This window comes from Pseudomonas sp. LPB4.O (assembly GCF_038383825.1).
Lineage (GTDB): Bacteria > Pseudomonadota > Gammaproteobacteria > Pseudomonadales > Pseudomonadaceae > Aquipseudomonas > Aquipseudomonas putida.
Map to the genome: position 1 here is coordinate 4,204,483 of NZ_CP151298.1, position 22,552 is coordinate 4,227,034.

A 22,552-nucleotide genomic window follows, 5' to 3' on the forward strand; every position below is an offset into this window, starting at 1 on the left:
CCCGCCGCAGACGCAGGGGCAATAACAATAAATCTTCACGCTGCCGTTCTTGAATCTGGCAATAAGGAAGTCTTCATGTCGTTCAAAACTTTCACCTTGGGGATGGCAGGCGCGAGTGCCTGCCTGTTTGGCTCGATCGCCTGCGCGGCTGAATCGGACCATGGTTTTATTGAAGACAGTACCACCACGGTCGGCTTGCGAAACTTCTACTGGAACGCCGACAACCGCAACGGCAGCTACCTCAACCCGGCCGGCGAGCGGCAAAGTTATCGCCAGGAATGGGCGCAAGGTGTGCTGGCCAAGTTCAATTCCGGCTATACCCAAGGGCTGGTAGGGTTCGGCCTCGACTTGCATTACATGGGCGCAATAAAGCTCGACGGTGGCAAGGGCCGGGTTGGCGACGGTATCGGCAATGGCGGCATCGTCGCGCGCGACAACCAGGGCGATCCCAAGCATGAGTACTCCAAGGCCGGTGGCGCGGTAAAGGTGCGGGTTGGAAGCACCGAACTGGCTTATGGCGACCTGTTCCCGGATTCGCCAGTACTCAAGTACGGTGATATCCGCCTGCTGCCGCAAACGCTCCGAGGCTGGAACGTCACCGATCATACCTTCGCCGGGCTGGCCCTCAATGCAGGGCGCTTTACCTCCAGCAGCGACCGGGCAGCAACCAATCACGGCGGCAAGCTGGGTACCGCTTACGGTGGTCGCCAGGCCGACAGTGACTTTGTCAGTTATTACGGCGGTATCTACACCGGCCTCGACAATGTGAAGATCAAGCTGTTCGGGTCGGAACTTGACAATATCTGGAACCAGCAATTTGCATCGATCGAATACCGGGTGCCTTTGAAGGCGGGTGGCGTATTCAATACCGGCGCCAATTACTACCGCACGCGCGACACCGGCACCTCGCTGCTTGGCGACATACGCAACGATGCCTGGAGTGCCCGGGTGGGCTACGCACAGGGCGGGCACAAGTTCGAAGTTGCTTATACCCGCATCGACGGCGACCAGCCTTTCGACTATGTCTGGAACAGTTTCGACATCGAACTGGATGCGGCCTCACAAGGCAGCGACTTCAACAGCCCCAACGAAAGGGCCTGGAGCGCACGTTACGACCTGGACGCTGCCGTCTTTGGCGTCCCTGGGCTGAGCTTCACAGCGCGCTACATACGCGGTACCGATATCGATGGCCGCGATGCCGGGGGTGCCTATACACGGTTCGAGGCGGTGCGCGACGGGTCGCAATGGGAACGGGACCTGTGGGTGAAATACGTGGTGCAGTCAGGGCCTGCGAAAAACCTTTCCGTGCGGCTGCTGCATGCGTCGATGCGCACGGGCGGCGACTACGGCGCAATCGCCAATGACCTGGACCAGACCCGAATCATTCTGGACTACCCACTGGACCTGAACTTTCTGAAATAGCCCGGCAACCCTGCGCGGGGCTATCGGAGCAACGGTCTTGCACCATCACTCAGACTAACGCATCAACCTGTAGGAACAGCCTTGTGCTGCGAAGAGGCCGGTAAGGCTGAAGATTATCTTCGGCTGCAATGACCTCTTCGCAGCACAAGGCTGCTGCTACAGGGCTTGTGTTTGCCTTGAGAAAGGAGAACATCAATAAAATGCAGGCATAAAAAAGAGGCCCTATGGCCTCTTCTTTCTTGATCCCAGCGACGCACTGAGGATCGAATTTGGAGCGGGAAACGAGACTCGAACTCGCGACCCCGACCTTGGCAAGGTCGTGCTCTACCAACTGAGCTATTCCCGCGTCGTGATGGGTGCCATTCTAGCGATTTCTAAAACAGCGTCAACCCCTTGATTCAAAAAAAGTTTATTTCTGCTCGGAGCCTTCGCGCAGGTGCGGCCAGGCGGCCAGCAGGTAGTGCACCATCGACCACAGCGTCAGCCCCGCCGCCACCAGCAGCAGCCCGTAGCCCAGAATGACCCAGAACGTTACCGCTGGCGGGTTGGCCAGCAGGATTACCAGCGCCAGCATCTGCGCCGCGGTCTTCCACTTGCCAAGGTTGGACACCGCCACGTGCGCCCGCGCACCCAGCTCGGCCATCCACTCGCGCAGGGCCGACACCACGATTTCGCGGCCAATGATGACCGCCGCCGGCAGGGTCAGCCAGAAGTTGGCGTGGGTCTGCACCAGCAGCACCAAAGCCACCGCCACCATCAGCTTGTCGGCCACCGGGTCCAGGAACGCACCGAACGGCGTGCTCTGCTGCAGGCGACGCGCCAGGTAGCCGTCCAGCCAGTCGGTGGCGGCGGCAACGGCAAACACGCTGCTGGCTGCCATGTAGCTCCAGTGATAGGGCATGTAGAACAGCAGAATGAAGCACGGAATGAGCAGGACGCGTAGAACGGTGAGCAGGTTTGGAATATTCATCGGTACGACTGGCTGCAAGTTGAGCCCGGCATTCTACTCGCTATGCAGGCTGGCATAAATCGACTCGGCAAGCTTTTTACTGATGCCGGGGGCTTTGGCGATTTCATCGACGCTGGCGCGGTTGAGCTCCTGCAGGCCGCCGAAATGTTTCAGCAGGTCGCGCCGGCGCTTGGGCCCTACCCCGGCTACATCCTCCAGGCTGGACACCCGGCGGGCCTTGCCGCGGCGAGCGCGGTGGCCGGTAATGGCGAAACGGTGGGCTTCGTCGCGGATCTGCTGGATCAGGTGCAGGGCCGGTGAATCACCTTTCAGCGTGAACTCGTGGTGCACGTCGTTCAGGTACAGGGTTTCAAAACCGGCCTTGCGGGTTACGCCCTTGGCTACACCGAGCAAGGTCAGGTCGGTGAAGCCCAGTTCCTGCATCACATCGCGAGCCATGTTCAGCTGCCCCTTGCCGCCGTCCACCAGCAACACGTCAGGCAGCTTGCCCTCACCGTCCTTGATGCGCCCGTAACGGCGGGTCAGGGCCTGGTGCATGGCGGCGTAGTCATCGCCGGCCGTGACGCCTTCGATGTTGAAGCGGCGATAGTCGGACTTGAGCGCGCCTTCGGGGCCGAATACCACGCAGCTGGCCACGGTGGCTTCGCCACTGGAATGGCTGATGTCGTAGCACTCCAGGCGCTGCGGCACTTCGTCCAGGCCTAGGACTTCGGCCAAGGCCTCAAAGCGTGCAGCCATGTGCTGGCGGTTTGCCAGGCGGGCATTCAGCGCCTGCTCGGCATTGGTCACTGCCAGCTGCTGCCAACGGGCGCGCGTGCCGCGTACCCGGTGGCTGATGGTCAGTTCACGGCCCCGCAGCGTGTGCAGTGCTTCGGTGATGGCGTCGAAGTCTTCGTGAACAACGTTGACGATCAGCTCGCCGGGCAGTTCGCGCTCTGCGTTGCCCAGGTAGTACTGGGAGAGGAATGCGGCCATGACCTCGGCCACCTCCTCCTCGATGCCCACCTGCGGGAAGAAGTTCTTGCTGCCCAGCACCCTGCCGCCGCGGACGCTGATCAGGTGCACGCAGGCACCACCCGGGTTCACGAAAGCGGCGATGACATCGACGTCGCCGCTGCCGCCCTCGATGTACTGCTGGTCCTGCACGCGGCGCAACAGGGCAATCTGGTCGCGCAGCTCGGCGGCTTTTTCGAAATTGAGGGCCATGGCGGCCTTCTCCATCTCGGCATTCAGCTCGTTGCCCAATTGCTGGCTACGGCCTTCAAGGAACATCACCGAATGGCGCACGTCGTCGGCGTATTCCTCGGCGGTGACCAGGTCGGTGCAGGGCCCTTTGCAGCGTTTGATCTGGTACTGCAGGCACGGCCGGGTGCGGTTGGCGTAGTAGCTGTCTTCGCACTGGCGCACCGAAAAGGCCTTTTGCAGCAGGCTGAGGCTTTCGCGGATGGCCCCGGCGCTGGGGTATGGGCCAAAGTAGCGGCCCTTGGCCTTCTTCGCCCCACGGTGAATGCCCAACCGCGGGAACTCGCCGTCTGACAGGAACACGTAGGGGTAGGATTTATCGTCGCGCAGCAGGATGTTGTACGGCGGCCGCCATTCCTTGATCAGGTTCTGCTCCAGCAGCAACGCCTCGGTTTCGTTGGCGGTGATGGTGGTTTCCACCTGGGCGATACGGGCTACCAGCGCGGCGGTTTTGGGCGCCAGGCCGGTTTTGCGAAAATAGCTGGCCAGGCGTTTTTTGAGGTTCTTGGCCTTGCCCACGTAAAGCAGCCGGGCTTCGGCGTCGAACATTCGGTAAACGCCCGGGCGACCACTACAGGTCGCCAGGAATGCGCTGGCATCAAAAGCTTGGGACATGAGGTTTTACAGGCTTGCGTCGACCATACCGTGGCGAACGGCCAGCAAGGTCAGTTCGACGTCGCTGGTGACCGAGAGTTTTTCAAAGATCCGATAACGGTAAGTATTGACGGTCTTGGGCGAGAGGCACAACTTGTCAGAGATGATCTGCACTTTTTGGCAGCCGACAATCATCAGGGCAATCTGGATTTCCCGCTCCGACAATGTGTCGAACGGTGACCCCTGCGGCTGGAACGGTTTCAGCGCCAGCTGCTGGGCGATTTGCGGGCTGATGTAGCGCTGGCCGGCAAACGCCAGGCGGATGGCCTGGACCATTTCGTCAAGGCCTGCGCCTTTGGTCAGGTAACCGGCCGCACCGGCCTGCAACAGGCGCGTGGGGAACGGGTCTTCCTCGCACACGGTCACGGCCACTACTTTGATGTCCGGGTGGCTGCGCAGCAATTTGCGGGTGGCCTCCAGGCCGCCGATGCCGGGCATTTTCACGTCCATCAGCACCACGTCCGGTTTCAGCTCACGGGCCAGCTTGAGCGCGGACTCGCCCGAGTCCCCCTCACCCACCACCTGCAGGCCATCGATGTCGGCCAGCATGCGGGTGATACCGGTTCGTACCAGATCGTGATCGTCGACCACTAAGACCCTAATCAAGCACACACCTCGTCAACAGGGCGATTGGATCCCGCCACCTTAACAAAATTTTTCCAAACGGGTCTAACGCATTGCTTCTGTAAGAAACGCCTGACGCTCAACAGTGACAGGCCTCACTGTTTGCCTGGGTTTTCTATCGCTGCTCAAGCGGCCCAGCAGGTGCCAGATGGCCGCCTGGTCGTCGATGGGCAATTGCCGGAAGGCGCCCAGCAGCCCCGACTCATCCGTGCTCAGGCCCTCCAGCGGGGCCGGCGTGCGGATGCCGCTAAGCACGTACAGTGCATCCACCCCCCTGACCGCGAGGGCTGCCAGGTAATCGACCCGTGGCGTACGCTCGCCGCTTTCGTACTTGCCCTGGGCATTGGGCTCGACCCCACCGATATCGCCAAACACGCGCTGGGTCATGCCCAGGCGCTCACGCTCTTCCCGCAGCCGCGGACCAATCCCGTTCATTGTGGGCTTCTCCTTATCCCTGATCACGCTCATCCACTGCCGCCCCGTCTGCGGGCGACCGTGAGCGCCTGGGTTCACTATGCCGCTGCGCTTCGGTGGAGACAAGCCATCATTGCGCCACTAGCCGATCGTACGTTGCATGCGCACAAAGCACCCGTCCTCACCCATTTCGACAAAACCGTGGCGCTGGTACAACAGGCGCGCCGGGTTGCTGCGAAACACCATCAGCCTCAGCAACGGCAGGCGCCGCTGGCTGGCCCACAGCGCCAGCTCTTCCAATACCCAGCTGCCGACACCGCGCCCGCGGTGCTCGGGCAACAGGTGCAACTCGCGGATAAACAGCGCCTGGCGGTCCTGGCTGAGGCTGCAGAAACCCAACAGACTGTCGCCTTCCCTGACCAGCCACTGCTCGCGCCAACCCCAAGCCTGGTCGAAGGCGTCCTCGATCCAGAGCAGGTCAAATTCACGGTAATACGGCAGCATGGCGCGCCGCGTGAGGTCGCGGGCGAACGTACGGTGATTGTCGTTGGCGGGAATCAGTTGCAGGGGCATTACCATATCGCTCATTGGGCATAGCACACGGGTGAACTGCCAGGCCCATGCCGGTCCAGTTCGCTTTCCAGCCAATCGGCCAGCACTCGGGCATTGTTGTGCTCGGTGTCCTTGCCTGCATAAAGCAGGGTCAGAGGGCCCTTCCCGGCGAGGTCCAGCAGCGGATACCAATACTCGGGGTGAGCGGCGAGCTCTCGTTGGTAGCGCTGGGTAAAACCGGCAAAGTCGACTGCCCCTTGGTGAAACGCCTTGCGCAATTCATTGGAGGGTGCCACTTCGCGCAACCACTGCCCGTGCAGGTCTTCCTTGCGCAGGTTGCGCGGCCACAGGCGGTCGACCAGCACTCGCTGGCCATCGTCGCCCGTGACCGCATCGTAGACACGCTTGCAGCGGATCATGGGTTTCTCCTGCTTTTACCGTCCGTCTTGAGCCTAGATAATTCATTGATCGAGGTCACGGTCGGGTTACGAATTGTTTCTATGCTCAAGGCCTTCGGCAACTTGCCCAACGCCAACCGGAGCCATCATGGCAACCCCGTCACTGGCCAGCCAGCCGCACCTGGCCCAGCGCGACGCCCGCCCGCAGCTTGCCCACAAGCCTGGGCGCGCCACCCTCGTGTTGTTCTTCGGCCTGCTGCTGGCCGGCATCGCCTACACCGCCTGGAGCCTGAAGCAGGATGTAAACGCCAGCGGCACGGTGATCACCACAGTCACGCCGTTTCTGCTGTTGGGCATGGCACTGCTGATTGCCCTGGGCTTCGAATTCGTCAATGGCTTCCACGACACCGCAAACGCGGTGGCCACCGTGATCTACACCAACGCGCTGCCGGCACCGGTCGCAGTGGTGTGGTCCGGGCTGTGCAACTTCCTCGGCGTGCTGCTCTCCAGTGGCGCGGTGGCATTCGGCATCATCGCCCTGCTGCCGGTGGAACTGATTCTACAGGTGGGCTCCTCGGCCGGCTTTGCAATGGTTTTTGCCCTGCTGCTGGCGGCGATCATCTGGAACCTCGGTACCTGGTGGCTGGGGCTGCCGGCGTCATCCTCGCACACCCTGATCGGCTCGATCATCGGTGTGGGTGTGGCCAATGCCCTGATGCATGGGCGTGACGGCACCAGCGGCGTGGACTGGGCCCAGGCCAGCAAGGTGGGCTACGCCTTGCTGTTCTCCCCCCTGATCGGCTTTGCCTGCGGCGCCTTGTTGTTGCTCGCCCTTCGAGCCCTGGTGAAGCGTCAAGCGCTATACCAGGCGCCGCAAGGCCAGACACCGCCGCCATGGTGGATTCGTGGCGTACTGATCCTGACGTGCACCGGGGTGTCCTTCGCTCATGGTTCCAACGACGGCCAGAAAGGCATGGGCCTGATCATGTTGATTCTGGTCGGCACCCTGCCAATGGCGTATGCGTTGAACAAGACCATGCCCAATGAGCAGGCCCTGCAGTTTTCCGCAGTTGCCGAAGTAACCCGCCAGGCACTGGTGCGCAGCAATCCGCAAGCGCCTCCGGCCGACCCACGCCAGACGCTGACCGCATTCATTGGCGAACCCAAGGCCAGCCCGCAACTGGTACCGGCGCTGGCCGCGCTGACCGGGATGATCGGTGAAGAGGTCAAAGGCTACGGCTCGCTCAAGCGCATACCCGCCGAAGCCATGGCCAACGTACGCAATGACATGTACCTGACCAGCGAAGCCATTCGCCTGATCGAGAAAAACCGTTTGGTGGCATTCGACGCCGACACCCGCAGCCATGTCCAACTATTCAAGACCCAACTGGACGACGCCACCCGCTACATTCCCCTATGGGTCAAGGTGGCCGTGGCCATCGCGCTGGGGCTGGGGACCATGGTTGGCTGGCGGCGCATCGTGGTGACCGTGGGGGAGAAGATCGGCAAGACCCACCTGAGCTATGCCCAAGGCGCCTCGGCGGAGGTCGTTGCCATGTGCACCATTGGCGCAGCTGACATGTTCGGGTTGCCGGTTTCGACCACCCACGTGCTGAGCTCGGGGGTGGCGGGGACCATGGTGGCGAATGGGTCGGGGATTCAGAAGCGCACGCTGTTCAACTTGCTGATGGCCTGGGTGCTGACCCTGCCGGCGGCGATGCTGTTGGCTGGCAGCCTGTACTGGTTGCTGAGCCACATTCTCTAACCTGTACTACGCCCTCTGTAGGAGCGGTGTACGTGACTGGTTCGGCGTTATCAGCTCGGGATTTTCAGGCCGCGCTGCACCGCCGGCCGTTCGAGGAACGTCGCCAGCACCCGCTGCACTTCCTTGAACTGGTCAAAGCCCACCAACTCCCGGGCGTTGTAGCGTTCCACCAGGTTCCGCACCCAAGGGAAGATAGCAATGTCGGCGATGCTGTATTGGTCAGCCATCCACTCCCGACCTTTCAAGTGCCGATCCAGCACACCCAGCAGCCGCTTGGATTCGTTGACATAGCGGTCACGCGGGCGCTTGTCTTCATAGTCCTTGCCAGCAAAGAAATGGAAGAACCCGACCTGGCCGAACATCGGCCCTATGCCGCCCATCTGGAACATCAGCCACTGCAGGGTCTGGTAACGCTGAGCAGGCTCCTGGCTGAGCAGTTGCCCACTTTTCTCCGCCAGGTACTGCAAGATCGCCCCTGACTCAAACAGCGGCAACGGCTGCCCGCCCGGGCCGTCGGGGTCCAGGATGGCCGGTATCTTGTTGTTGGCGCTGAGCGAGATGAATTCAGGGCTCAGCTGGTCATCGTTGTCGAAGCTGACCTTGTGCGCCTCGTAGGCCAGGCCGATTTCTTCGAGCATGATCGACACCTTGACGCCGTTGGGCGTCGGCAGCGAATACAGCTGCAGGCGTTCGGGGTGTTTGGCGGGCCACTTGCGGGTAACAGGGAAAGCACTGAGATCGGTCATGATCAACCTTGCCTGGGGAATGGACCTGTCACTCTAGAGACATCCCCGGCCGCTGACCATCACCGACCACTCATCAGCCCGGGTCACTCAAGCCTGGCCGTGGGCCTTGAGCTTGAGCTTTTCGGTATCGACACGGACGAACACCGAGTCGGCGGTCACGGTCAGCACATCCTCGGCCCAGACTTCGCAAAGCACTCGGCACTTGCGCCCCACTTCCCCTTCCACTCGGGCCTTGAGCAAAAGCTCGACGCCCATCGGCGTGGGTTTCAGGTAGGTCAGGTTGAGTGTGCCGGTAACGCAGTCGATACGCGGCAGGCTACCCGGCTCGCGGCCTTCGTTGCGGTAGTGGTAGGCCATGGCCGTCCAGTTGGAATGGCAATCGACGAGCATCGCCAGCAGGCCACCGTAGACCAGGCCAGGCCAGCCGATAAAGGTGCTGTCGGGTGCATGGCGGCATACCAGGTGGATGCCATCGCTGTCCCAGTGACTTTGCAGGTGCAGGCCACTGGGGTGGGAACAACCGCAGCCGTAGCAGGTGCCTTCCGGCGCCGCGAGGGCCTGAAGGGAAAGTGGGTGGTCAGTCATACGCTTCCTGTGCTTGTTGGAATGGGGGCGCGCAACGCCCCCATTAAAGCAGATACATCAGGCCGTCTGGGCAACCACCTTGGCATGCCGCTGGGTCAGCGAAACCAGCAGGATGAACGCAGTCACCCCAGCGGTCATCAGCGTTTCATAGCGGTAGGCATCGCTGAACAGCATGTAGCCCAGCACCATGACGATGGTGCCGATCACCAACCAGGTCAGCCATGGGAACAGCCACATCTTCAGCTCCAGCGGGCGCCCTTCACGGTCGGCGCGGGCACGCATGCGCAGCTGCGACACGGCAATCACCAGGTACACCAGCAAGGCGATGGCGCCGGTGGTGGACAGCAAGAAGCCGAAGACCTTACCCGGGAACACATAGTTGACCAGGCACCCGGCAAACCCGGCCAGTGTCGAGAAGATGACCGCCACGGTCGGCACGCCCGAACCGGAGATACGCTTGGTCATGCTCAGTGCCTGGCCGCGGGCGCCCAGCGAATAGAGCATGCGTGACGCGGTGTACAAGCCCGAGTTCATGCAGCTGGTCACCGCCACCAGTACCACCAGGTCGACCAGCAGCTTGGCGCCCGGCACGTTCAGCACTTCCAGCACGCGCTGGAACGAACCGACCGCTTTCAGCGCGGGGTCGTTCCAGGCTACCAGCGACACCACCAAGAAGATCGACGCCAGGTAGAAGATGGCAATGCGGTACACCACCAGGTTGGTGGCACGGCGGATCTTGTCTTTCGGGTTGGCGGTTTCGTCAGCGGCAATGGTGACGATTTCGGCGCCGAAGAACGAGAAGATGGTGATCAGCACGCCACCGAGCACAGTGCCGAACCCGTTGGGCATGAAGCCGCCGTTTTCCCACAGCCGGCTGACCCCGGACACCTCGGCCAGCGGCCAGAAGCCGAATACCGCCAGGCTGCAGACCACGATGAAGGCAATGATCGCCACCACCTTGACCAGCGCGAACCAGTACTCGAAGGCGCCGAAGTTCTTCACGCTGATCAGGTTGGTACCCGACAGCACCAGCATGATGAGGAAGGCGAACAACCAGGACGGTACGCCTGGGAAGTAAGCATGCAGGATGTCGGCGCCGGCAATCGCCTCGACCGGAATGATCAGCACCCAGAACCACCAGTACAACCAGCCGATGGTAAAGCCTGCCCAAGGGCCGATGGCCTCGGAGGCATAGGTGGAGAACGAGCCGCTGTTAGGGTTGGCGATGGCCATTTCGCCCAGCATGCGCATCACCAGCAATACCAGCAGGCCGGTCATGGCGTAGGAAATGAGGATGGCCGGGCCGGCCGTGGCGATGGCGTTCGACGAGCCGATGAACAGGCCGGCGCCGATGATGCCGGCAATGGAGATCATGGAAACCTGACGGGAGGTCAGGCCGTGCTGCAGTGAACGCTGTTTCTTGTTGTCTTGCGAAGCCATGAAGAACCCTCGAATGGGTCGGCCGCTTTGAGGCGGCTGAAGGTCGGAGCAGAATTCTTGTAAATTTCTGATAGTCGTTTTTGTTGTTTTGCAGATGCCGGAAGCGGGTACAGACCTCCTCTTCACATGACCGGTTGTAATCGTTGATCCAGGTCAGTATTAATCTATAGGCCGGGGTCAACAAACGACCTTTTCGAACCACATGATTCCGCTTTGGAATGAACTCCTTCCTTTTTTGCTCGGTATTTGCCTGTCATGTCCAAACGCCTGATGCCTTCGACCACCGCCCTTCAGTGCTTCGAAGCGGCCGCCCGCCACCTCAGCTTCACCCGCGCGGCCCAGGAACTGCACCTGACCCAGAGCGCCGTCAGCAAGCAGGTCGCGCAGCTCGAAGACATGCTCTCGCACTCGCTGTTCCAGCGCATTCGCCGGCGCCTGCACCTGACCCCGGCCGGCGCGCTGTACCTCACCGAAGTGAACAAGATCCTCACCCAGATCGATATTTCCAGCCGCTACATCCTCAGCTACGGCGACGAAACAGAGGTGCTGCGCATCGCCACCCAGCCCACCTTTGGTGCGCGCTGGCTAGTGCCCAAACTCAAGGGTTTCGGCGACCGCTACCCACGTATCCACCTGGATGTGCGCAACGAACTGGAGCCATTCGACCTGGTGCAGGCCAAGGCCGACGTGGCCTTTTTCTTCGGCCAGGGCACTTGGCCTGGGGCAACCTGCATCGAGCTGTTCAGCGAAGAAGTGGTGCCGGTGTGCAGCCCGCAGTTGCTGGCCAACCACCCCTTTGAAAGCGCCCAGGCGCTGACCGAGCACCGCCTGTTGCAGTGCGTGTCGCGGCCGGAGGCCTGGCATGAATGGTTCCTGGGGTTGGGGCTGCACAGCCAGAACAGCTACCACGGGCCGCGTTTCGACACGTTCTACCTGTGCATTCGCGCAGCGATTGCCGGCTGCGGTATCGCCCTGATTCCGCGCTACCTGGTGGCCGAGGAGCTGAGCGAGGGCAAGCTGGTGGTGGCCCTGGACCACCCGGTGGCAAGCAATGGCCGGCACTTCATTGCCCATGCCGAGCATGCCGCCGAAGTGCCCAAGATCAGGGCCTTTGTGCAGTGGATTCGCGAGCGGGTGGCTGAGGGCGACTGATTTGACCTGTGCCGGCCAGTTCACGAATTCAGGGAATGACCGCAATCGAATAATTCGTTTGCGGAATAACCCCTCAACACGCTTGGATAATAAGAAACTTGAACAAAGGTCCCGCGTGCCCATGAACCAGGAAAGTATCAGCCAATCCATCGCCATCGTTCACCCGATCACACTTTCTCATGGCCGCAATGCCGAAGTCTGGGACACCGACGGCAAACGTTACATCGACTTTGTCGGCGGTATCGGCGTGCTCAACCTGGGCCACTGCAACCCCGCCGTGGTCGAAGCAATCCAGGCCCAGGCCACCCGCCTGACCCACTATGCCTTCAACGCCGCGCCCCATGGCCCGTACCTGGCGCTGATGGAACAGCTGAGCCAGTTCGTACCGGTCAGCTACCCGTTGGCCGGCATGCTCACCAACAGCGGTGCGGAAGCGGCAGAAAACGCCCTGAAGGTTGCCCGCGGTGCTACAGGCAAGCGCGCCATCATTGCCTTCGACGGCGGTTTCCATGGCCGCACCCTGGCCACCCTGAACCTCAACGGCAAGGTGGCCCCTTACAAGCAACGGGTGGGCGAGTTGCCTGGGCCGGTGTACCACCTGCCCTACCCTGGCGTGGATACCGGGGTTACCTGCGAGCAGGCACTCAAGGCCATGGAACGCCTGTTCAGCGTCGAACTGGCCGTGGAAGACGTGGCAGCATTCATCTTCGAGCCGGTGCAGGGCGAAGGCGGCTTCCTCGCCCTCGACCCCGCCTTCGCCCAAGCCTTGCGCCGCTTCTGCGACCAACACGGCATCCTGATCATCATCGACGAGATCCAGTCCGGCTTCGGCCGCACCGGCCAGCGCTTCGCCTTCCCGCGCTTAGGGCTCGAGCCCGACCTGCTGCTGCTGGCCAAAAGCATCGCCGGCGGCATGCCGCTGGGTGCGGTGGTCGGGCGCAAGGAACTGATGGCAGCACTGCCCAAGGGCGGCCTCGGTGGCACCTATTCGGGTAACCCGATTGCCTGTGCGGCGGCGCTGGCCAGCCTGGCGCAGATGACCGACGAGAACATCGCCACCTGGGGTGAGCGCCAGGAGCAGGCCATCGTCAGCCGCCACCAGCGCTGGAAGGCGTCGGGCCTGAGCCCGTACATCGGCCGCCTGACGGGCGTGGGCGCCATGCGCGGCATCGAATTCGTCAATGCCGACGGCAGCCCGGCGCCGGCGCAACTGGCCAAGGTAATGGAGTCGGCGCGGGCCAAGGGCTTGCTGCTGATGCCCAGCGGCAAGGCGCGGCACATCATCCGCCTGCTGGCCCCGTTGACCATCGAAGCCGAGGTGCTCGAGGAAGGGCTGGATATCCTCGAGCAGTGCCTGGTGGAGCTGAACTGAGGCTTACAGGCCCAGTTCTTCGGGGGTTAGCATGTCGGATTCGAAGGCGATCCAGCCGCCTTCGAGTTCGGCGTGGCCGTTGACGATCGGGCCGTAGTAGGTCAGGCCGTTCTCCAGGGTCACGCAGATGTGCGTGGCCGGCTTTTCAGGTGCCGCGAGCGTACCGACGAAATGCACCTTCTTCAGGGTTTCGGTCACCGCTTCCAGGCCCACGCGCATGCTGGGGTTTTCCGAAGCTTCGGTATCTCCGCCACGGTCTTCGGCGCTGATGGTCACGGTGGCGGTGTACGGGTACTTGGTGCTCAAGCGGGGTTACCTCAGTGGGTGTGTAGGCGTAAGGGCGCGTAGAGTACGGCAGGCGGTCTCCGTTGTCTCTACAGGTGATCTGAATGCCCCGATCTGTTAGGGTGCCCGCCGATGCACGCCACACCACACGAGGATCCCGAGTGAGCGCCGAAGAACCCCTGATCGCCGACCTGTTCGATGTCGACAAACGCCTGTCCCTCAAGCCCGTCGTGGACTTCAACAGCTACCTGCGCAACGCCTTCGGCGAAGGCCCGTGCCGTTGCCATCGCTGCACCGAAGGTGGCGACGAAAGCACCTACAGCCACGCCCACACCTTTACCTTCGACAGCCGCCAATGGCACCGCCGCTTCGCCAGCACCTCCGGCAGCGATGTTGCCCAGGTACTGAAAAAGGCATGGCTGTCGTACACCAAGGCCGACCTCAACCTGGTCGGCACACTGGACCTGGCCACCCTCAAGACCTTCACCGAAGCCGCCCTGCACTCGCGTCTGCTGGCGCTACTGACGGCCAGCGGCCTGGCCCGTGAAGTGGATGGCCAGTGGATGCTGCAAGCCCAGGCCGACTGACGGCCCGGCGGCAGGGCAGGATTCCACCGGTCTGCTAACGTGGTGGAATCCGCCCATTCGCAGGTAGTCCGCCATGGCCCGCACAACGCCCATCGAGCTGTACCGCAATATTGGCATCGTCGCCCACGTGGACGCCGGCAAGACCACCACTACCGAGCGGATCCTGTTCTACACCGGGGTCAACCACAAGATGGGCGAGGTGCACGATGGCGCGGCGACCATGGACTGGATGGCCCAGGAGCAGGAACGCGGCATCACCATCACCTCGGCGGCGACCACGGCGTTCTGGCAAGGCTCGACCAAGCAGTTTGAGCACAAGTACCGCTTCAACATCATCGACACCCCCGGCCACGTCGACTTCACCATCGAGGTGGAGCGCTCGTTGCGCGTGCTCGATGGCGCGGTGGTGGTGTTCAGCGGTGCTGACGGGGTAGAGCCACAGTCCGAGACGGTTTGGCGCCAGGCCAACAAATACCATGTGCCACGCCTGGCCTACATCAACAAGATGGACCGCCAGGGTGCCGACTTCCTGCGTGTGGTCAAGCAGATCGACAAACGCCTGGGGCACCACCCGGTACCGATCCAGCTGGCCATCGGCAGCGAGGAGAACTTCATCGGCCAGATCGACCTGGTGAAGATGAAAGCCATCTACTGGAACGACGCTGACCACGGCACCAGCTACCGTGAAGAAGATATACCCGCCGAACTGCAGACGCTTGCCGACGAATGGCGCGCGCACATGATAGAAGCAGCCGCCGAGGCTAATGACGAACTGCTCAACAAGTTTCTTGAAGGCGAAGAACTGAGCATCGAAGAGATCAAGGCCGGGTTGCGCAAACGCACCATCGCCAACGAAATCGTGCCGACCATCCTCGGGTCCTCTTTCAAGAACAAGGGCGTACCGCTGATGCTCGATGCGGTAATCGACTACCTGCCCGCCCCGTCGGAAATTCCCGCCATCCGCGGCACCGACCCGGACGATGAAGAAAAGCACCTGGAACGGCACGCCGACGACAAGGAGCCGTTCTCGGCCCTGGCTTTCAAGATTGCCACCGACCCGTTCGTCGGCACACTCACCTTTGCTCGCGTTTATTCCGGCGTGCTCAGCTCAGGCAACGCGGTACTCAACTCGGTCAAAGGCAAGAAGGAACGCATCGGCCGCATGGTGCAGATGCATGCCAACCAGCGTGCCGAAATCAAGGACGTGTGCGCCGGCGACATCGCCGCGCTGATCGGCATGAAGGACGTGACCACCGGCGACACCCTGTGCGACATGGACAAACCGATCATCCTCGAACGCATGGACTTCCCTGACCCGGTGATTTCCGTGGCCGTGGAGCCCAAGACCAAGGCCGACCAGGAAAAAATGGGCATCGCCCTGGGCAAGCTGGCCCAGGAAGACCCGTCATTCCGCGTGCGTACCGACGAAGAAACCGGCCAGACCATCATCTCGGGCATGGGCGAGTTGCACCTGGACATCATCGTCGACCGCATGCGCCGCGAGTTCAACGTCGAAGCCAACATCGGCAAGCCGCAGGTGGCCTACCGGGAAAAAATCCGCAACACCTGCGAAATCGAGGGGCGCTTTGTGCGCCAGTCGGGCGGCCGTGGCCAGTATGGCCATTGCTGGATCCGTTTCGCCCCTGGCGACGAAGGCAAGGAGGGCCTGGAGTTCATCAACGAGATTGTCGGCGGGGTGGTACCGCGCGAGTACATCCCGGCGATCCAGAAGGGTATCGAAGAGCAGATGAAGAACGGCGTGCTTGCCGGCTACCCGCTGATCAGCCTCAAGGCCGCCGTATTTGACGGTTCGTACCACGATGTCGACTCCAACGAAATGGCCTACAAGATCGCGGCTTCAATGGCCACCAAGCAGCTGTCGCAGAAAGGCGGCGCGGTGTTGCTGGAACCGGTGATGAAAGTGGAGGTGGTGACGCCGGAGGAATACCAGGGCGACATTCTGGGCGACCTCAGCCGGCGCCGCGGGATGATTCAGGACGGTGACGAAACACCGGCCGGCAAGGTAATCCGTGCCGAGGTGCCGTTGGGCGAGATGTTCGGCTACGCCACCTCGATGCGTTCGATGACCCAGGGCCGGGCCAGCTTCTCGATGGAGTTCACCCGCTATGCCGAGGCACCGGCGAGCATCGCCGATGGCATCGTCAAGAAGAACCGCGGGGAATGATTCATTCGCCTGTGCCGGCCTCTTCGCGGGCACGCCCGCTCCCACAGGGGATCGCACAATGCCCGGGCCTGCGGCGATCCTGGACTGCCCCCCAAAAGTTGGACAGTTTCAGCTAGCAGACTCAGCAGCATGGGCCCTGTATTCCACAGGGCTCATGCCATTGAGCTTTAGCTTGATGCGGTCATGGTTGTAGTAGTGGATGTACTCGTCCAGACCGGCTTTCAGTTCTTCAACGCTCTCGAAACGCTTCAGGTAGAAAAACTCGGACTTAAGCGTACCAAAAAAGCTCTCCATTGCCGCATTGTCCAGGCAGTTTCCTTTGCGTGACATGCTCTGGTTCAGTCCTCGCTCTGCCAGCTTATGGCGGTACTGGGAGTGCTGGTAGTGCCACCCTTGATCCGAGTGAAGCACCAGCTTCGGCTTGTTTCCCAGGCGCTTGAAGGCCTTGTCCAGCATGTTGGTAACCAGCCCGAGGCAAGGCCTGCTGGCCACTTCGTATGCCACGATTTCGGCGTTGTACAAGTCCATCACAGGAGAGAGATAGACCTTTTTCTCAGCTACTTTAAACTCGGTCACATCGGTCACCCACTTCTGATTCGGGCGCTGCGCGAGGAAGTTTCGCTCCAGCAGGTTAGGCGCGATAGTGCCGACGACGCCCTTGTACGACCGATACTTTTTGGGCCGTACGAGTGAGCGAAGATCAAGCGCGACCATCAAGCGTTCTACGACCTTCTTGTTAACCAAGGTGCCGGCGTTGCGGATCACCGCCGTCACACGCCGGTAACCGTAGAGCCCTTTTTCCTCGTGATAGACACGCTGAATCAGCTGTTTCAGGACAGCATGCTTGTCAGGTTTGGCCTGCGCCTGAAGTTGGTAATAGAACGTGCTGCGAGGTAAGTCAGCCAGTTGCAGAACGGCGGCCAAGGGAAACCTGTCCTTGAGCGCCGACACGATCAGGGCTTTTTGGGCTGACTTCGCTCCTGCTTCTTCAGTTCTTCCAGCTTTTTTAGGTAAGCGTTCTCCATACGCAGCCACTCAAGCTCAGCCAGCAACTGGTCGCGGCTTTTATCGGTGTCATCGGACGTCGTAGGTTTTATGGGGTAAGGCTTTTTCGACATGGCAGCGGGTTTTCTTCTCTTGGGAGCAGGTAAATCCAGACTCCCACTGTAGTGCTGCCGCGCCCAAATGCCTATCTGCGAGGACTGACCAAGACCAAAATGGGCGGCGGTCTGGCGCAAGGAAAGCTGATGCTTGTGCATGTACTCAAGGACTGAGCGCTTGTAGGCCGTGCTGTACCGCTGGCCGGTTTTGCGCAGGCTGAACTGACCATGCTTCTGGAAAGCGGAGAACCAGCGCCGCAGCAGGCTGAAGTCCACTGCAAATCGCCGAGCTACTGTTCTAAATCCTTCACCACCCTCCAGGTAGGCCTGGACGGCGGTGAGCTTGAATTGATCTGAGTACTTGCTCATGTGAACACCCCAAGAAATTGGATTGGTGTCCAACTTCCTGGGGGCAGTCCATCCTGTGGGAGCGGGCATGCCCGCGAAGAGGCCGGCACGGGTGACAACCAGGCTCAGTGCTGCTCACCTGCCCGCTTCAATAGCTTCTTGCACCGCTCTGACAAATGCACCACGCGCAAATGCTTGCCCGCCTTGGCATACCGCTCACGCAGGGTCTTGAGCGCCGCAACCGCCGAATAGTCGACAAAGCTCAAATGCTGGCAATCCAGCGTGACCTGGGTCGGGTCCTGGGCCGGGTCGAACTGGTTGAGGAATGACGCGGTCGAGGCAAAGAACAGCGTGCCATGCACCTGATAGCGCTTGCCGCCGTCGGCGTCCTCATGGCTGTCGGCGTACAGCTCCCGCGCATGCTGCCAGGCAAAGTTGAGCGCCGCGATGATGATGCCGAACAGCACCGCCATGGCCAGGTCGGTAAACACTGTCACAACGGTCACTGCAATGATTGCCAGCACATCGTTCACCGGCACCTTGTGCAGCACCCGCAGCGACGCCCAGGCAAAGGTCTGCTGGGCTACCACGAACATCACCCCGACCAGCGCCGCCAGCGGAATACGCTCGATCAGCGGCGACAGGAACAACACGAACAGCAAGATCATCACCCCGGCCACTACCCCGGACAGCCGGCCGCGACCATTGGAGCTGAGGTTGATCACCGTCTGGCCGATCATTGCGCAACCGCCCATGCCACCGCACAGGCCCGAGACCATGTTCGCCGCGCCCAGTGCCACGCACTCGCGGTCCGGGAAGCCACGGCTCTCGGTCACTTCATCGGTCAGGTTGAGGGTGAGCAAGGTTTCCAGCAGGCCAACCATGGCCATCAGCACCGCGTAGGGGGCGATGATCTGCAGGGTTTCCAGGTTCCAGGGCACATCCGGCAGTGCCAGCCCCGGCAGGCCACCGGCGATATGCGCCATGTCGCCCAAAGTGCGGGTGGGCAGGCCGAGCAGGTACACCAGCAGGCCAACGCCCAGGATCGCCACCAGCGCTGGCGGTACCGCACGTGTAAGTTTCGGCAGCACGTAGACCACGGCCATGGTCAGTGCCACCAGGCCGATCATAAGGTACAGCGGCGCGCCGCTGAGCCAGTGCTCACCCGCCTTGAAGTGCTCAAGCTGCGCCATGGCGATGACGATGGCCAAGCCATTGACGAAGCCGAGCATGACCGGGTACGGCACCAGCCGTACCAGCTTGCCCAGCCGTAGCAGGCCGAACAGGATCATCACCACGCCACCCAGCAGCACCGTGGCCAGCAGATACTGCGCGCCGTGCTGCACCACCAGCGCAACGATCACCACCGCCATCGAGCCGGCAGCGCCGGAAATCATCCCCGGTCGACCGCCAAACAGCGCCGTAAGGGTGCAGATGATGAAAGCGCCATACAGACCCATCAGCGGATTGAGGTGAGCCACAAGGGCAAAGGCGATGCACTCGGGCACAAGGGCGAACGAGGTGGTCAGGCCGGCGAGCAGGTCGGCGCGTAATCGGGCGGGCTTCATGGGCTTCCTGTGAGGCAGTCCGGGCGGACGTTACAAAAACGAGGGGCGCGATGTTACGGAATTTGTCTGACAGCGGCCACCGTTCAGCGCACCCGCTCCCGGCTCTGCACTGCCAGGTCCAGCGCGCGCTGCATGTCCAGGCGCGCCGAACGCCCCAGGTCGGGGTGGTTCAGGCGCCCACCACGCTCCGAAGGCAGGATCGGCGCCGTCAGGTCTTCGGCATCCATCGCCTCGAAATCCTGCTCGGTGCCCAGGGTCAGGGCACTGCGCCGCAACAGCATGCGGACCTGTTCCGGGGTGAGGGCCGGGTTGATCGACAGCATCGCTGCCACGGTGGCAGTCACCAGGGGTGTCGCGTACGAGGTGCCGCAATGCGCAGCCGCGGCCGCCGCCGGGCGTATGCAGGCAGCAGCACTGACATCCACGCGCATGTCGATGTTGGAACTGTGGCGCTTGCGCACATGGTCGGGGGCTTCGACCGCCGTCGCCTTGTCGCTGCGCTGGTGCCCGCCCACCACCAGCAGTTGTTCGGTAATGAACGACGACGGCAGGCGGTATTCATCGGTACCTGACCACGACGCACCGTTGCCCGCCGAATTCACCACCACCACGTCCGGGTGCTCTTTGCGCAGCCAGAGGAAGAACTCCTCAAGCAACTCCTCGTAGCCACTCATCGCCAGCCCGGAACGCACCAGCGAATCGACCTCATCACCGTTGACATCGCGTGCGCCGACCCTGTGGATGCCCCAGCTCCAGTTCAGCACCCGCACGCCATCCTCGACCAGGTTCACCGATGCAGCGATGTTGGCGGTGATACCTGCATCCGAGTTGCGCTCTACAATCACCTCGAAGCCAGGGCTGTGCTTGCCCAGCCCCGGTAAAAAACCCTCACCCTGCGCGGCGAGAATGCCTGCGACATGGCTGCCGTGGCTTGTCGGGCGATCACCGTCGCGAGCGAACAGGCACGTCTGACCCTGTTCGCAGCCGCCTCGGTATTGGCTGAACCCCGGGGCGTCAAAGTCCACTTCGCGCTCGATGACCCCGACCCGCACGGGCTGCACCGGCAAGCGCGAAGCGCCAATCCGTCGCTGGTAGAAATACAGCGCGTCCATGAAGCGGTTGGCGGCCCATTCGTCTGCCTGGTCAATGGCGCGGCTGTCGCGCCCGCTGCCCTCTTCCCCACGCTCCGGGGCGGACTCCTCGACAATCACGGCATCCACGCTGACCTCACTGCCCATGCGCAGGATCATCGCGTCACGCTGCACCAGGTCGTCCACCGGCAAACGCAGCTGGTAGACATTCAGCGGTGGTATGGCACCGACAACCTGGGCGCCGTATTTCCCGGCAATGCGCCGGGCCTCGCCAAAGCCGTCGTGTTTTTCTTCGATCAACAGGCTGACCAGGTCGACATAGGTAGTCAGCCCATCCATGTTCTTCGCCACTTCATCAGGCCCTGCGGCAACAACATGACTGCGCTGGCGGGTCAGCCATATCGGGTTGCTGGTGCGGCCACCGTATTCCAGCCACAAGGGCGCGCTGCGCTGGGCTTGTTTCGCCAGGTTCAGGATAAGCCGGTCACCTTTGCGTTCGATATCGGCTGTTGGCAGTCGCACACCGCCCAGCCATACCTTGGGCACATCTGCACCGAGCCCCTCGGCACGCAGGCACCATTGCTGCCCGCCTTCGCCCAGCAGGTCGCCGCAACGCTGCAGTTGCTTGATGCGCAGCACATCAGCTGCTGCCTCTGCACCAAGGCTACAAAGCCACAACAGCAAGAACAGGCCACCCCTCATGCGATCACCCCATGCACTCCCTCTGAGTGCGACTGGCGGGACAACTCAAAGGTTCAGCTGCGGCCAGCAACTGCCTTGTCGCGGGCAAGCCATTCAGCCATGGAAGCATCCTCCAGCGCGTACTCGCCACGATTGGCCTTCCACACCAGCTCCTTGTCGCGCAGGGCATCGAGGGCCTTCTGTACGTTAGGCGTATTGGCGTTGACTTCTGCCTGGGCCTGCTCCAGCTTGCGTCTGATGTCGATCAAGGTCTGCTCTGTGAACGGCGAGAACGGATGTCGGCCTAGCGTGCGCTCGGCCATTACCTCAAGCACCGCCTGCTGCAACGGCGAAAGCTCGTTCCAGGCACTTTCGTAGTCACTCCAGACACCAGCCTGATGGTTGAGTGCCCCAGTGCGCAGCAGATCGCCCAAGTTGGCCGCTTCACCGAGGCCGACGCTGACTTCGGCCAACAGCTTGTTGAGCATTTCCGGGCGACGGCCCACCAGCTCGAAAGCGTACGCCAGGTCCTCTACCTTGAACTGATTGCTATCGGCCAGGCGCCGGTTCCACAAGCCCGTGATGAATTCGACATATTCACGCCCCAGTAATGGGAAGGGCGTGATGGTGGCACCAAAGAACGGCTGCTTGCTCTTAAGTACCAGGTTGGCCAGCTTGTCGCGGCTGGAGCCGGTGAACACCAGGCGCAAGCCATCCGGACGGTCGCCACGGTTGAGGTGGTCACGTGCAGCTTTCAGCGCGAACATCGCATTGAGGCCATCTTCGCTGTTAAGGGCGTGCTGAGCCTCGTCGATGATCAGCACTACCATCTGCCCTGACACTTGATGCAACACGGAAAGTGCCTGCGCCAAGGTAGTACCCGCAGGCAGTTGCGGGCGGGTGAAATCCCAGCTCAGGGTGCGCAGCAGGTTTATTTTTTCAATACCAGCCTTTTTCGCGGTCCTGGCCAGCGCACCTTCGAAACTGGCCAGCGCAGTGCCGATGGCGCCACTGATGAGCTGCGCCGGGGCCGCGTCGCGGTCCGACCACAGGTCCACGTAAACCGGTCGCCAGCCGCGCCGTACGCATTCCGGTATAAGGTCATTGTTGAGGAAGGTGCTCTTGCCCGTGCGCCGGGGCGCGGCCAGGAACATGCCAGCGCTGTAATCGATCAGCGACTCGCCTGCCAGGTCTTGGGCCAAAGCGTTGGCCAGTTGATCACGGCGCAGGAGCGGGCGAACAGGAGCCATGTCATTATCCTCAATTATCTTGCCTACTATAATTTATAGCCTACAAGATAAATCAGGATAATACGACCTTCTGAACAGCGCGGGCGTGATCCAGATCCGGCAGGAGGCCAGCAAATTTGCC

Annotated in this window: 20 protein-coding genes and 1 tRNA gene; 6 read left to right on the plus strand and 15 right to left on the minus strand. The window is 61.7% G+C overall.

The features are described 5' to 3' along the window. Nucleotides 1–75 precede the first annotated feature (75 nt). Nucleotides 76–1,422, plus strand: coding sequence for an OprD family porin (locus tag MRBLPB4O_RS19120; protein WP_341796287.1), 1,347 nt, complete (start codon nt 76–78; stop codon nt 1,420–1,422). A 270-nt stretch (nt 1,423–1,692) separates the two neighbouring features. Here MRBLPB4O_RS19120 and MRBLPB4O_RS19125 read toward each other — a convergent pair. The 7 genes from MRBLPB4O_RS19125 to MRBLPB4O_RS19155 all read right to left on the minus strand — a co-directional run bounded on the left by MRBLPB4O_RS19125 (nt 1,693) and on the right by MRBLPB4O_RS19155 (nt 6,297). Then, nucleotides 1,693–1,768, minus strand: a tRNA-Gly gene (locus MRBLPB4O_RS19125). A 63-nt stretch (nt 1,769–1,831) separates the two neighbouring features. Next, a complete protein-coding gene (gene pgsA / locus MRBLPB4O_RS19130; protein WP_016498771.1) occupies nt 1,832–2,392 on the minus strand; it encodes a CDP-diacylglycerol--glycerol-3-phosphate 3-phosphatidyltransferase in 561 nt (186 codons plus the stop codon). Between the two features lie 33 nt (nt 2,393–2,425). Further along, entirely contained in the window at nt 2,426–4,249 is a 1,824-nt protein-coding gene (uvrC, locus tag MRBLPB4O_RS19135) for an excinuclease ABC subunit UvrC (protein WP_041167660.1), read from the minus strand. A 6-nt stretch (nt 4,250–4,255) separates the two neighbouring features. After that, nucleotides 4,256–4,894, minus strand: coding sequence for a UvrY/SirA/GacA family response regulator transcription factor (gene uvrY, locus MRBLPB4O_RS19140; RefSeq protein WP_023047491.1), 639 nt, complete (start codon nt 4,892–4,894; stop codon nt 4,256–4,258). A 63-nt stretch (nt 4,895–4,957) separates the two neighbouring features. After that, nucleotides 4,958–5,347 (minus strand): helix-turn-helix transcriptional regulator, encoded by a 390-nt coding sequence (locus tag MRBLPB4O_RS19145; RefSeq protein WP_049276675.1) that lies wholly within the window; start codon nt 5,345–5,347, stop codon nt 4,958–4,960. 120 nt (nt 5,348–5,467) lie between these two features. Further along, nucleotides 5,468–5,899 (minus strand): GNAT family N-acetyltransferase, encoded by a 432-nt coding sequence (locus tag MRBLPB4O_RS19150; protein WP_341796288.1) that lies wholly within the window; start codon nt 5,897–5,899, stop codon nt 5,468–5,470. Nucleotides 5,900–5,910: 11 nt separating this feature from the next. Further along, the gene (locus MRBLPB4O_RS19155; RefSeq protein WP_341796289.1) at nt 5,911–6,297 is read right to left on the minus strand and encodes a DUF488 family protein; all 387 of its coding nucleotides are present in this window, start codon (nt 6,295–6,297) and stop codon (nt 5,911–5,913) included. A 127-nt stretch (nt 6,298–6,424) separates the two neighbouring features. Between MRBLPB4O_RS19155 and MRBLPB4O_RS19160 the strand changes: the two genes are divergently transcribed. Next, nucleotides 6,425–8,041 carry an inorganic phosphate transporter gene (locus MRBLPB4O_RS19160; RefSeq protein WP_341796290.1) on the plus strand — a complete coding sequence of 539 codons (1,617 nt, stop codon included), beginning with the start codon at nt 6,425–6,427 and terminating at the stop codon, nt 8,039–8,041. A gap of 50 nt (nt 8,042–8,091) precedes the next feature. Here MRBLPB4O_RS19160 and MRBLPB4O_RS19165 read toward each other — a convergent pair whose 3' ends face one another. The 3 genes from MRBLPB4O_RS19165 to MRBLPB4O_RS19175 form a co-directional block, all read right to left on the minus strand. After that, complete coding sequence (locus MRBLPB4O_RS19165; RefSeq protein WP_341796291.1) at nt 8,092–8,787, minus strand: glutathione S-transferase N-terminal domain-containing protein; 696 nt, start codon at nt 8,785–8,787, stop codon at nt 8,092–8,094. Nucleotides 8,788–8,874: 87 nt separating this feature from the next. Continuing rightward, nucleotides 8,875–9,372, minus strand: coding sequence for a PaaI family thioesterase (locus MRBLPB4O_RS19170; protein WP_341796292.1), 498 nt, complete (start codon nt 9,370–9,372; stop codon nt 8,875–8,877). Between the two features lie 57 nt (nt 9,373–9,429). Then, nucleotides 9,430–10,812: an amino acid permease gene (locus MRBLPB4O_RS19175; protein ID WP_016498761.1), complete on the minus strand. Its 1,383-nt coding sequence runs from the start codon at nt 10,810–10,812 to the stop codon at nt 9,430–9,432. A gap of 255 nt (nt 10,813–11,067) precedes the next feature. On the opposite strand from MRBLPB4O_RS19175, the gene gcvA reads away from it, so the two are divergent. Further along, on the plus strand, nt 11,068–11,964 hold the full coding sequence (gene gcvA / locus MRBLPB4O_RS19180) for a transcriptional regulator GcvA (RefSeq protein WP_341796293.1): 897 nt from the start codon (nt 11,068–11,070) through the stop codon (nt 11,962–11,964). A gap of 121 nt (nt 11,965–12,085) precedes the next feature. Next, nucleotides 12,086–13,336 (plus strand): aspartate aminotransferase family protein, encoded by a 1,251-nt coding sequence (locus MRBLPB4O_RS19185; RefSeq protein ID WP_341796294.1) that lies wholly within the window; start codon nt 12,086–12,088, stop codon nt 13,334–13,336. A gap of 3 nt (nt 13,337–13,339) precedes the next feature. Here the strand turns inward: MRBLPB4O_RS19185 and MRBLPB4O_RS19190 are convergent, their stop codons facing one another. Beyond that, nucleotides 13,340–13,642 (minus strand): hypothetical protein, encoded by a 303-nt coding sequence (locus MRBLPB4O_RS19190; RefSeq protein WP_266032199.1) that lies wholly within the window; start codon nt 13,640–13,642, stop codon nt 13,340–13,342. A 140-nt stretch (nt 13,643–13,782) separates the two neighbouring features. Between MRBLPB4O_RS19190 and MRBLPB4O_RS19195 the strand changes: the two genes are divergently transcribed. Together MRBLPB4O_RS19195 and fusA are read left to right on the plus strand one after the other, a co-directional pair. Next, nucleotides 13,783–14,208, plus strand: coding sequence for a hypothetical protein (locus tag MRBLPB4O_RS19195; protein WP_341796295.1), 426 nt, complete (start codon nt 13,783–13,785; stop codon nt 14,206–14,208). A 73-nt stretch (nt 14,209–14,281) separates the two neighbouring features. Beyond that, the gene (gene fusA / locus MRBLPB4O_RS19200; RefSeq protein WP_341796296.1) at nt 14,282–16,393 is read left to right on the plus strand and encodes an elongation factor G; all 2,112 of its coding nucleotides are present in this window, start codon (nt 14,282–14,284) and stop codon (nt 16,391–16,393) included. Nucleotides 16,394–16,501: 108 nt separating this feature from the next. Here the strand turns inward: fusA and MRBLPB4O_RS19205 are convergent. The 4 genes from MRBLPB4O_RS19205 to MRBLPB4O_RS19220 form a co-directional block, all read right to left on the minus strand. Beyond that, nucleotides 16,502–17,862 (minus strand): IS3 family transposase gene (locus tag MRBLPB4O_RS19205; protein ID WP_341796297.1). Its coding sequence is split into 2 segments (ribosomal slippage): nt 16,502–17,394 and nt 17,394–17,862, totalling 1,362 coding nucleotides; the frame shifts between segments, so codons are not numbered across the junction. 104 nt (nt 17,863–17,966) lie between these two features. Then, a complete protein-coding gene (locus MRBLPB4O_RS19210; RefSeq protein WP_341796298.1) occupies nt 17,967–19,409 on the minus strand; it encodes a SulP family inorganic anion transporter in 1,443 nt (480 codons plus the stop codon). An 83-nt stretch (nt 19,410–19,492) separates the two neighbouring features. Then, on the minus strand, nt 19,493–21,202 hold the full coding sequence (locus MRBLPB4O_RS19215) for a S8/S53 family peptidase (protein WP_341796299.1): 1,710 nt from the start codon (nt 21,200–21,202) through the stop codon (nt 19,493–19,495). Between the two features lie 53 nt (nt 21,203–21,255). Beyond that, entirely contained in the window at nt 21,256–22,431 is a 1,176-nt protein-coding gene (locus MRBLPB4O_RS19220; RefSeq protein WP_341796300.1) for a hypothetical protein, read from the minus strand. Between the last annotated feature and the right edge of the window lie 121 nt (nt 22,432–22,552).